Origin of the sequence: Streptomyces griseosporeus (genome assembly GCF_014656055.1) — a bacterium.
GTDB classification, from domain to species: Bacteria; Actinomycetota; Actinomycetes; order Streptomycetales; family Streptomycetaceae; genus Streptomyces; species Streptomyces griseosporeus.
This window is the reverse complement of record NZ_BNBR01000005.1, coordinates 575,370-586,463: the sequence shown is the minus strand read 5'-3', so window position 1 is coordinate 586,463 and position 11,094 is coordinate 575,370. Positions and strand designations below refer to the sequence as shown.

General features: G+C 75.0%; 9 protein-coding genes. 7 read left to right on the top strand and 2 right to left on the bottom strand.

Going from position 1 to position 11,094, the window contains the following annotated elements; genetic code table 11:
- Positions 1-187 precede the first annotated feature (187 nt).
- The 5 genes from IE308_RS25775 to IE308_RS25755 all read left to right on the top strand — a co-directional run bounded on the left by IE308_RS25775 (position 188) and on the right by IE308_RS25755 (position 6,689).
- On the top strand, positions 188-1,246 hold the full coding sequence (locus IE308_RS25775; protein WP_110629483.1) for a PucR family transcriptional regulator: 1,059 nt from the start codon (positions 188-190) through the stop codon (positions 1,244-1,246).
- A gap of 90 nt (positions 1,247-1,336) precedes the next feature.
- Positions 1,337-1,720 carry a cupin domain-containing protein gene (locus IE308_RS25770; protein ID WP_110629482.1) on the top strand — a complete coding sequence of 128 codons (384 nt, stop codon included), beginning with the start codon at positions 1,337-1,339 and terminating at the stop codon, positions 1,718-1,720.
- A 413-nt stretch (positions 1,721-2,133) separates the two neighbouring features.
- Positions 2,134-3,045 (top strand): SCO2400 family protein, encoded by a 912-nt coding sequence (locus IE308_RS25765; RefSeq protein ID WP_190219723.1) that lies wholly within the window; start codon positions 2,134-2,136, stop codon positions 3,043-3,045.
- A gap of 59 nt (positions 3,046-3,104) precedes the next feature.
- Entirely contained in the window at positions 3,105-3,461 is a 357-nt protein-coding gene (locus IE308_RS25760; protein WP_190219722.1) for a hypothetical protein, read from the top strand.
- A 54-nt stretch (positions 3,462-3,515) separates the two neighbouring features.
- Positions 3,516-6,689, top strand: a complete 3,174-nt coding sequence (locus IE308_RS25755; RefSeq protein WP_190219721.1) for an ATP-binding protein — start codon at positions 3,516-3,518, stop codon at positions 6,687-6,689.
- On the opposite strand, the gene IE308_RS25750 is transcribed toward IE308_RS25755, so the two are convergent.
- On the bottom strand, positions 6,667-7,464 hold the full coding sequence (locus tag IE308_RS25750; RefSeq protein WP_190219720.1) for an ABC transporter permease: 798 nt from the start codon (positions 7,462-7,464) through the stop codon (positions 6,667-6,669). The two genes, IE308_RS25755 and IE308_RS25750, sit on opposite strands and share 23 nt — an antisense overlap.
- Positions 7,461-8,498, bottom strand: coding sequence for an ATP-binding cassette domain-containing protein (locus IE308_RS25745; protein ID WP_229909082.1), 1,038 nt, complete (start codon positions 8,496-8,498; stop codon positions 7,461-7,463). Before IE308_RS25745 ends, IE308_RS25750 begins: the two co-directional genes overlap by 4 nt.
- Before the next feature lie 149 nt (positions 8,499-8,647).
- Between IE308_RS25745 and IE308_RS37050 the strand changes: the two genes are divergently transcribed.
- A complete protein-coding gene (locus IE308_RS37050) occupies positions 8,648-10,216 on the top strand; it encodes a voltage-gated chloride channel family protein (RefSeq protein WP_229909080.1) in 1,569 nt (522 codons plus the stop codon).
- 142 nt (positions 10,217-10,358) lie between these two features.
- The gene (locus IE308_RS25730) at positions 10,359-11,066 is read left to right on the top strand and encodes a B3/B4 domain-containing protein (protein ID WP_229909060.1); all 708 of its coding nucleotides are present in this window, start codon (positions 10,359-10,361) and stop codon (positions 11,064-11,066) included.
- Positions 11,067-11,094 lie beyond the last annotated feature (28 nt).

The following is an 11,094-nucleotide window of genomic DNA, read 5'->3' as shown; positions in this document are numbered from 1 at the left end:
AGTCCGGCAGGCGGCAGGCCGTCTGCCGGACTCCGGCACCGGAACCCTCCGCAGTGCTCCCCGCACGTCATGATGGGCGACCGGCGCCCGCCCGCGCATTGCCGGTGTCCGGCAGTGTTCACTAGGTTCTGCATGCCGGTGACCCGCCAGGAAGGCGTCATCGGCGCGTCAGGAACCGGGGGGCGACGTGACGGGGCGGGACATTCCCGAGCAGTATCTGGACGGCTATGCCCGCATCCTGGCCGACGTCTCGGCGACGGGCCGCCGCCTCAACCGGGAGGAGATCGAGTCCCGGCGGATCCTCGGCGAGCAGGCGGCGGAAGCCGGTTACGGGCTGCGGGCCCTCGTCAGCGCCCACCTGACCGCCGCCCGCGCCGTCCGCTCGCCCGGCCCCGGCTCGCTCGAGAGCACCCTGGCCGCCGTGCAGCAGGCGGTGGATGCCTTCGCCGAGGGCTACGAACGCGCCCAGCGCCTCGCCGTGCGCCAGGAGGAGGCCGCGCGCCGCGAGTTCATCGACGACCTGCTCTACGGGCGCAGCGACCTGGGCCGGCTCGCCGAGCGCGCCGAACGCTTCGGGCTGCGCCTGTCCCACGCCCACGCCGTCGCCGTCGCGGAAGGGCCGGTGGCCTATGAGGAGGGCGCGCCGGTCGCCCGGCAGGTGGAGCGGGCGCTGCTGGCCCGCTTCGACAACCGCAGCGTCCTGCTCACCACGAAGGACGGCCGGCTGCTGTGCATCGCCGCAGGGCACGAGGAGGAGGTCCTCCCCTACTTCGCCAAGCAGGCGCACGCCGCCACCGACGGCGGCACGGTCGCCATCGGCCGGCCGCAGCCCGGCCCCGGCGGGGTCGTCCAGTCGTACGAGGAAGCCCTGAACGCCCTGGAACTGGCGGAACGGCTGGGCCTGGACGAGCCGGTGCTGCGCGCCGCCGACCTGCTCGTCTACCCCGTCCTGACCCGCGACCGGCAGGCCATGGCCGACCTCGTCCGCGGCACCCTCGGCCCGCTCACCACGGCCCGCGGGGGCGCCGAGCCGCTCCTCGACACACTCACCGCCTACTTCGACTCCGGCTGTGTGGCCGCCGAGGCCGCGCGCCGCCTCTCCCTCAGCGTGCGGGCCATGACCTACCGCCTGGAACGCATCCGCAAGCTCACCGGCGCCGACCCCGCCGACCCCGCGCACCGCTACATGCTGCAGACGGCGGTCATCGGCGCCCGGCTGCTCGACTGGCCGGCCAGGGATCTCTGACCGGGCCGTCCGGATGCGCGCCGCTGTCCGGGGTGGTGGACTCGAAGTGAGGGCAGATGTGCGGGCTCGTCACGCGCAGGGAGGTCCACCATGCCCAAGGTGTCCAAGGAAACGGCATCCCAGGTCCAGGAATTCGGGCCGGTGACCGACCGGCGCGAGGAGATGAGCGGCTACTCGGTCGAGTTCGTGTCGTTCGGTGCCGACGCCGACCTCGACGGGCCGCTGCAGTCGCTGCCCGGCGGAGCGTGCCAGTGTCCGCACTGGGGTTACGTCATCGCGGGACGCATGCGCGCCGTCCTCGGCGACCAGGAAGAGGTGTACCAGGCAGGCGATGCCTTCTATCTGCCACCGGGGCACCGGCCCTACGTGGACGCCGGCACCGAGCTGCTGCAGTTCAGCCCGACCGACGAGCTCGCCCGGACCGAGCAGGCGATCGCCGAGTGGATGAGCAGGCAGCAGGGGGCTACGGCGTAGCGGCACGCCGCTGGTGTGTGCAGGGGCGGTCCGGTCACGGGGGAAGACCGGTACCGCCCCTGCGTGGGCGCGCCCACGCACCTCCCCCCGGAGGGTGAGCGCCATGACCCCGCCCGGGGTCACCTTCCTCAGCGTTCCGCAGGTCAGCCCTGTCACGGGTGGAGCGGCACCGTTGCCGGATCCGCACGCTTGTGGAGGCGCGTGACCGTGCCGGTCACATCTCGCTCACCGGCAGGGCGCATGCCGGGCGGTCCGTGGTCGCCGTTTCCGGGATCTGTGCAGGAGCGTCACACGGGCTGCACACAGCCTTTCGAAAGGGTCGTTAGCGTTGCTGGCCGCTCGATGTCCTGTACGAGCGTGACCAGGCCGTGGCCCGGCGGGCCGACGGCGCAGTCGACCCAGGAAGACCGCAGATGGACTACTGCTCCACGTGTCGTCGGCATCTCAACGGCGCCCTGGTGTGTCCCGGGTGCGGGGCCTACGCCCCCGACATCGCACCGCCCGTCGTCACCAGCCCGCTCGGTCCGGAATCGGCTGCCGGTACGACGACCGCCGGAGTCCTGGCCGCCGCGCCGGGCCCGGACGCGCTGTGGGACGACGACCTGGCCTGGGAGCCCCCGTCCCGGCCGGTGCAGGACGTCCCGTCCGCCGAGGTCACGGCCGTGGCGGCCGCGCGGCCCGGCCGGGCGGCCCGCCGCCGCCAGCTCGCGCGGCTGAAGAAGCACCAGCGCAGGGCCATGGTCGCCACCGCCTTCGCCCTGGTCGGCGGCGGCCTGTCGCTGGCCACGCTGGACCGGCACACCGCCGGCCCGGCGCAGGCCGCCACCACGCCGGACGACCGCGCCATGGGCGGCGCGAAGGACGAGGTGCGGGAGGAGCCCGCCCTGCCGGACCCGACGTCTCCGTCCACCCCTCGCCCGCCGCACTCCGCGCCCGCATCCGGGGCGCACGGGTCGGACGAGCACGCGTCGGGCACCGGCATCGGCGGACAGCAGCCCGTCCACGCCGCCTCCGTCACCGAGCCGCGGCAGGTCGCCCCGCCCGCCACCGCCCCCCGCACCGTCGTCGTGTCGTCGCCGCAGCGGCAGACCACCGGGAGCACGTCCGAGGGAGACACGTCGAGCAGGCCGTCCTCCTCTTCCGGAACGTCCGGCACGACCGGCACGACCGGCACGTCCGGTACGGCGACCCAGCCCGCCCCGGCTCCGACCACCGCCGACACCAGCGGCAGCAGCGGCACGGGAGCGGACAGCCAGGGCACCGCGCCCGCGCCCGCCGCGACCTCGCCCGCCCAGCTGTGCCTGCTCGGGCTGTGCCTCGGCTGATCCCGCCGTCGCCTGGGCGGGATCAGCGGCGGGACGCTGCCGGTCGGTCATCATGAGGCATGGGAATCGACCTGGAGCTGCACTCGGCGCGGCCCGCCCACCGCAACTGGCGCAAGTCCCGCGCGACCCTGCTGCGGAGTTCCTACGAGCACGGTGACGCGCTGGCCGAGCTGCTCGGGTCGTTCCGGCAGCTCGGCGTGGCCGGGAGGCTCGCCGGGGTGGATCCGTACGGGGACACCCTGATGAACGAGCAGGAAGCCGCTGCCGCCCTCCGGGAGATCCAGGAGGTCCGGGACATCCCGGAGTTCCGCGACGCCAACGGGCTGCGGCGGCTCGACGCGTTGGACGCGCTTGCGGGGATGCTGGAGCAGTGCGCCGGCACGCCGGGCAGCTATGTGTGGTTCGCGGGGGATTGAAAGCGCGTTCGAGTCTGCGGCACCCCGTCGCCCCCCGCTCGCTACTCTGCACGAATGACCACCGAGCTGGCCCTGCTGTCCCGAGTCGCCCTTCACGGGCGGGAGATCACCGCGCCCCGGCTGCGTGGGCTGCTGGCGTTGCTCGCGGAGGACCTGCGGGGCGGGTGCAGTACGGGACGGCTCGTCGAGGGGCTGTGGCCCGACGAGCAGCCGGAGCGGCCCGGGAAGGCCGTGCAGGTGCTGGTGTCGCGGCTGCGGGCCCGGGGCGGGGCCGAGTTGGTGGTGAGCACGCCTGTCGGGTACCGGCTCGCGCTGGACGAGCATCAGGTCGACGCGTGTGCGCTGCTGCTGCACGAGGCCGCCTGCGGTGAGCGGGCGCGGGGCGGGGATCACGCCGGGGCGCTCGCCGAGGCCGAGGCGGGGCTGGCCCTGTGGGACGGCGGCGTGGGGGCCGCCGCCGGGGAGGATCTGCACGACCCCGTGGTGGCGTTGAGGGTAGGACGGCTCGGTGCCCACCGGGCGCTGGTGCGGGGGCGGGCGCTCGCGCTGGCCCGGCTCGGGCGGGCCGAGGAGGCCGTGGCGGCGCTCGGGGAGCTGGCCGAGGAGGCGCCCCGGGACGAGGAGGTGCTCGCCGAACTGCTGCGCTGCGAGGCCGCCACCGCCGGGCGGGCCGCGGCACTTGCGCGGTACGACGCCTACCGGCGGCGTCTGCGGGACGAGTTGGGGGTCGATCCGGGGCCGGGGCTGAAGGCCGTCTGTCAGGACCTGCTCGCCGCCGACCGGGCTCCCGTGCGGCAGGGGGTGCCGCACGATCCCAATCCGCTGCTCGGGCGGGACGACGACGTCACGGCCGTGCGCGGGCTGTTGCGGGAGGCGCGGGTCGTCACCGTCATGGGGCCCGGCGGGCTGGGCAAGACCCGGCTGTCGCACGCGGTGTGCCGGGCCGCCGAGCAGGCCGTCGTCCACTTCGTGCCGCTCGCCGGTGTGACCCGGGACGAGGACGTCGCCGACGAGGTCGCCTCGGCCGTGGCGGGAGGCGACGGGCCGCAGTTCGGCGGGGGCAAGGACGCCGATCCCGTCAGTGCCGTGGTCTCCGCGCTCGGGTCCGGGCCCGCGCTGCTCGTGCTGGACAACTGCGAGCAGGTGATCGGCGGGGTGGCCGCGCTGGTGCGGGAGCTGGTGTCCCGGTCCAAGGAGCTGCGGGTGCTGGCCACCAGCCGGGCGCCGCTCGGGCTGACCTCGGAGTCCGTGTACGCGCTGCCCGAGCTGTCGCTCGCCACGTCCGTCGAGCTGTTCGAGCAGCGGGCGCGGGCCGCGCGGCCCGGCGTGGAGCTGCCCGCCGGTACCGTCGCCGAGATCTGCCGGCACCTCGACGGGCTGCCGCTCGCCGTCGAACTCGCCGCCGCCCGGGTGCGGGTGCTGTCCGTCACCGACATCGAGCGCCGGCTGCGCGACCGCTTCGCGCTGCTGCGCGGCGGCGCCCGGGACGCGCCCGCCCGGCACCGCACGCTGCGGGCCGTCGTCGAGTGGAGCTGGAACCTGCTGGAGCCCGACGGGCGGGCGGCGCTGCGCGCGCTGTCGGTGTTCCCCGGCGGTTTCACCGCCGACGCCGCCGAGTACCTGCTCGCCGACCTGGACGCGGACCCGCTGACGCTGCTGGAACAACTCGCCGGCCAGTCGCTGGTGAAGGCCGGCGACAGCGAGGCCGGGCTGCGCTTCCACATGCTGGAGACGCTGCGGGAGTTCAGCGCCGCCCGGCGCGCGGAGGCCGGTGAGGAGGAGACGGTACGGGAGCGGTTCCTGGCCTGGGCGCGGGACTTCGGGCGCGCCCACCACGACGTCCTCTTCGGTGTCGACCCGCGCCGCTCCTGGGTGGGGGTGCGGGCCGAGCAGGACAACCTGGTGCTCGCCCTGCGGTACGCGCTGGCCCACGGCGACGCGCCCGCCACCGCCGCGCTCACCGCCGTACTGGCCTCCCTGTGGTCCACCGGCTCGCACTACGGGCGGCTCGCCGCGCTCGCCGCGGAGACCGGCGGGCCGCTGTCCCACTACCGGCCGGACCCCGGGCGGCCCGCGGACGTGGAGGCCGCCCGCAGCGCGGCCGTCGTGTGCACGGCGGCCCTGTTCATGGGTCACGGGCCGCACGCCGTACGGCACTTGATGACGCTGCGGCGGCTGCCGCCCGCCCCGCCGGACACCGTGCAGCGGGCGCTGGCGGTGGTGCTGGGCGCCGTACCGGAGATCCGGCCGCCGCGCTACGAGCGGCTGCGGGAGCTGTGCGAGGCCGAGGAGCCGCTGCTCGCGGGGGTCGCGTCGGGCGTCGCCAGCTATGTGTGGGAGGCCGCGCACGAGCGGGAACAGGCACTGGAGTGCGCCCGCCGGATCGTGGAGAAGCTCGGCCCGACCGGCAACCCGACGCTGCGGCTGCTGGGCCACGGGCGGGTGAGCGAGCTGTGCCTGCAGTCCGAGCGGCCGCAGGAGGCGTACGGCCATCTGCGCGCCGCGCTGGACACGCTGGACGGGTTCGCCGACGGTTCGGACGCGATCGGCGTCCGCTGGGGTCTGGTGCTGGCGTGCCTGCAGCTCGGGGAGATCGACGAGGCGGAGTACTGGCTCGGCCTGTCCCTGACCAGGCCGGGCGACGCGGCGGAGGTGTACACGCCCGAGCTGGCGGGCCGCGCCGAACTGGCGTTGGCCCGGGGCCTGACCGAGCTGGGGCTCGGCCTGTGGCGGCGGGCGGTGGAACCGCTGCGGCAGGGGTACGGCGACGACGCCGGCGACCCCTTCCTGGACACCTGGTCGCTGGAGCTGCGGTCGGCCGCGCTGGCCGCGCACGCCCTGCACGGGCGGCCGGAGCCGGTGGCGGGGCTCGCCGGGGAACTGAGGGAACGGCTGACCGGTCTGCTGGCGTCGGCCGGCCACGGCGGCCCGGGCGAGCTGCCCGTGACCGGCGCGGTGCTGCTGGCGGTCGGCCTGGCGATGCTGGCGGGGGGCGACCCGGCGGGCGTACGGCTGGTGGCGGCCACCGAACACATGCCGGTGGTACGGAACTTCCCGTCGCTGTCCGGCAGTCGGGCCCGCGCCGCCGCGGAGAACGCCGGCAGGGCGGCGTACGACGAGGCGAGGTCGTCGTACGCCGCCCTGGGGCGGGAGGAGCTGTGGGCCACGGCCCTGCGGGAGCTGGGGGCGACCCGTGCCCGGTCGGTCACCGGCGGGGCTCGCGGCTGAAGCGGGCCTTGGACCAGAAGTAGCCGACCAGGGTCATGCCCGCGCACCAGGCGACGGCGAGGACCGCGTTCGTGGTGCCGATCTCCGTGCCGAGGAGCAGGCCGCGCAGGGTCTCGATGGCCGGCGAGAAGGGCTGGTACTCGGCGAACCAGCGGAACCAGCCCGGCATGGCGTCCACCGGCACGAACGCGCTGGACAGGAAGGGCAGCATGACCAGCGGGGTGCCGATGTTGCTGGCGCCCTCGGCGTTCGGGCTGATCAGGCCGATCCCGACGGCGAGCCAGGTCAGGGCCAGGCTGACCAGCGCCATCAGACCGGCCGCCGCCAGCCACTCCAGCGGGGTCGCGTCGGGCCGGAAACCGATGGCCAGGCCGATGCCCAGGACCAGCACCAGCGCCATCAGCGTCTGGATGACGCTGCCGACGACGTGGCCGATCAGCACGGAGGCACGGGAGATCGCCATGGTGCGGAACCGGGCCATGATGCCCTCGGTCATGTCGGTGGCCACGGACACGGCGGTGCCGAGCGAGGTCATGGCCACGGTCAGCATCAGGATGCCGGGGACCAGGTAGGCGACGTACTCGGAGCGGTCCGCGTGACCGCCGGTGAGGCCGGCGCTCATCACGTTGCCGAAGACGTAGACGAACAGGAGCAGCAGGATGACCGGGGTGAGGAGGAGGTTGAGGGTGAGGGAGGGGTAGCGGCGGGCGTGGAGCAGGTTGCGCCGCAGCATGGTGAGGTTGTCGCGGAGGGCGTGGGAGGCGGGGGCGCTCATCGGGCGGTCTCCTTCGTGGCGGTGGCGGCGGTGGTGGCGGGCGCGGCGGTGCCGGCGGTCAGGGCGAAGAACACGTCGTCCAGGTCGGGCGTGTGCACGGACAGTTCGTCGGCCTCGACGCCGGCCGCGTCGAGCCAGTCGAGTACGGCGCGCAGCTCGCGCTGGCTGCCGTCGCTGGGGATCTGCAGGGTGAGGGCGTCGTCGTCGCGGGTCGTCTCGCGCAGGGCGGTCGCGGCGCGCTCGTAGGCCACCGGGTCGGAGAACCGCAGCCGTACGTGCCCGCCGGGCACCAGCCGCTTCAGCTCCTCGGCGCTGCCCTCGGCGACGATCCGGCCGCCGTCGAGCACCGCGATCCGGTCGGCGAGCTGGTCCGCCTCCTCCAGGTACTGGGTGGTGAGGAAGACGGTCGTACCACCGGAGACCAGCTCGCGGATGATCTGCCACATGGTGTGCCGGGAGCGCGGGTCGAGGCCGGTGGTCGGCTCGTCGAGGAAGATGATCCGCGGGCCGCCGACCAGGGTCATGGCGATGTCGAGGCGGCGCTTCATGCCGCCGGAGTAGGTGGAGGCGGGCTTCCTCGCGGCGTCGACGAGGTCGAAGCGCTCCAGCAGGTCGGCGGTGACCCGGCGGCCCTCCTGCTTGGAGAGGTGGTTCAGGTCCGCCATGAGGAGCATGTTCTCCTCGCCGGTGATCAGGCCGTCCACCGCCGAGAACTGGCCGGTGACGCCGATCGCGGCGCGCACCGACTGGGCCTCGGCCACCAGGTCGTGCCCGGCGATCCGCGCCTGCCCGGCGTCGGCCGGGACGAGGGTGGAGAGGATGTTCACCGCGGTGGTCTTGCCGGCCCCGTTCGGGCCGAGGAGGGAGAAGACCGTGCCGGTGGGCACGTGGAGGTCGATGCCGTCCAGGACCTTCTTGTCGCCGTAGGCCTTGTGGAGGCCGGTGGCGGCGATGGCGAGGCCGGGCTCGTTCCGTTGCGTCGTCTGCGTCGTCTGCGTCGTCTGCGTGGTCTGCTTCGTCTGCTTCGTCGTCATGGCGCAGAGCTTGCGGCGGGGGCGGTTCAGCGTGGTTTCAGGGTGGTTTCAGGGCCTGGGGCCGCGGCTTCAGGGAGTGCGCCGGGGGCCGTGCGGACGGCGTCCGGCTGACATGCGGGGTGTGCGGGTCTGCCGTTTACTGAGGCGGCATGGACGTCAACGCGGCTCCCGCGCCGGCCCGGTCCCCTGAGGACACACTGCGGCAGACGCTGCTGAGCCGCGGGTACCTGCGGCTGCTTCTGCTGTGCGTGCTGCTCGGGGTGCCGATCGCGCTCGCGGCGTTCCTCTTCGTCGGGTTCCAGCATGAACTCCAGCACTGGGTGTGGGAGTCGCTGCCCGAGGCCGCCGGCTACGACCGTGCCCCCTGGTGGTGGCCGCTGCCCGCGCTGCTGCTGGCCGGGCTGATCCTGGCGCCGATCGTCACCCGGATGCCGGGGCGCGGCGGACATCTGCCGGTGAACGGCCTGGGCGGCCCGCCGCTCGGCCCCGACGCGCTGCCCGGCGTGGTCCTCGCGGCGCTCGCCACCCTGCCGCTCGGTGTGGTCCTCGGCCCGGAGGCGCCGCTGATGGCGGTGGGAAGCGGGCTGGCGCTGCTCGCGGTGCGGGCGGTGCGGGAGAGGGACGGCGGCGGCGGGGGTGGCGGTGGCGCCGCCGGGGAGGACGGTCGCCGTCCCGGCGGGACCGGGGGCGGGACCGGGACCGGGGCCGGGACCGCCGGGAGCGGGGCCGGGGCCGGGAGCGGGGCCGGGACCGCCGGGAGCGGGGCCGGGGCCGGGGCCGGGGCCGGGGGCGGGGTCGAGGGCGATGGCGGTGGCGGTGGGTCGCGGTCTGCCGTCGTTCTTGCCACCGCCGGGTCCACCGCCGCGATCTCGACCATCCTCGGCGGGCCGATCGTCGCGGCGCTCATGGTCGTCGAGGCGGCCGGGATCGCCGGGCCGCAGCTGGTCGTCCTGCTCCTGCCCGCCCTGCTGGCCTCCGCCACCGGGGCGCTGGTGTTCACCGGGTTCGGGCAGTGGACGGGGCTGTCCATCGGTGGGCTGCGGCTGCCGGAGGTGCCGCCGGACGTCAATCCGGACGCCGGTGACTTCCTGTGGGGCGTGCCGCTCGCGGCCCTGATCGCGGTCGTCGTCTCGCTGGTGCACGGGCTCGGCCGGGCCACGGCCACCTGGACGGGGCGGCACACGGCTCGGCGTACCGTCGCCTGCGCATTCGGGGCCGGCGTGTGCCTGACGGCGTACGCCCTGCTCACCGGGCGTTCGCCGGAGAACGCCGCGCTCTCGGGGCAGGTCGCGCTCGGCGACCTCGCCGCGCACCCGCACGCCGAGTCCGTGGCCACCCTGCTCGCGCTCGTCGTGTGCAAGGGGCTGGCCTGGGGCCTCTGCCTCGGCGCGCTGCGCGGCGGCCCGATCTTTCCTGCCGTGCTGCTCGGCGCGGCGCTGGGCGTGGCCTGTTCGGGGCTGCCCGGCCTGGGGACGACGCCCGCGCTGGCGCTGGGCGTCGCGGCGGCGACGGTCACGGTGACCGGGCTGCCGGTGACCAGTTCCGTCCTCGCGGTGCTGCTGATGGGCAAGGACGCGGCCGACCAGATGCCGCTGATCGTCGTGTCGGCGGTGGTGGCGTACATCGTCGCCCAGCTCGTACGGCATCTGAGGGTGCGCCGGTCACCGGCCTGGGTTGCCGCTGCTCGTGCCGAGCGACAACGCAACCGCATCCACTGACGACCACGACGGGGCCGCTGACGCCCTGAGCCGACCGGGTTATGGACCTGTCGGACGGGTCGGGTTTGGCTCTGTGCAGTGGGCCATGGACCGGGCAGGGTGGGAGATCCCACGGCCCTGCCCCGACCCTTTGGAGGCCCCCTTGCGCGTCACCTTCCGGCACGCCGACGACATCTGGCCCAGTCATCCCGGTCTCACCGCGGGCGCCCTGTACGCCACCGGCGTGCCCGCGACCGCCGACGTCGGGGCGCGGGTCGCCGTGTACACCGACCGGGCGCGGGCCCGGCTCGCGACGGCCGGGGAGGGCGAGTTCCCCGAGGTGGTGGCGTGGCGGCGGACGTTCTCCCGGATGGGGCTGAAGCCGACGCAGTACCGCTGCGCCGCCGAGTCGCTGCTGCGGCGGCTGCGCAAGGAGGGCGCGCTGCCCCGCATCCATCCGGTGGTCGACCTGTGCAACGCGGTCTCGGTCGCGTACGCCGTCCCGGTCGCGGCGCTGGACGCCGACCGCGTCACCGGTCCCCTGCTGGAGGTGCGCCCCGCGCGCGGCGACGAGCTGTACACGCCCTTCGGCGGCGGGAGCGAGCACCCCGCGCCCGGCGAGGTGACCTTCGTCGACTCGGCGGGGCGCGCCCACGCCCGGCGCTGGACGCACCGGCAGAGCGGGTACTCGGCGGTCGGCCCGGACACCCGCCGTGTCCTCGTGGTGGCCGAGGCCCAGCACGAGGGCGGCGCCGAGATCATGCCGGAGCTGGTCAAGACGCTCGCCGAGGAACTGGCCGCGCACGGGGCGGACCCGGTCTCCTCGGCCGTACTCGGCCCCTCGGCGCCGGAGTTCGGCTTCGGGGACTGACCCCCGGCCCCCGAGGACACGGCGCACC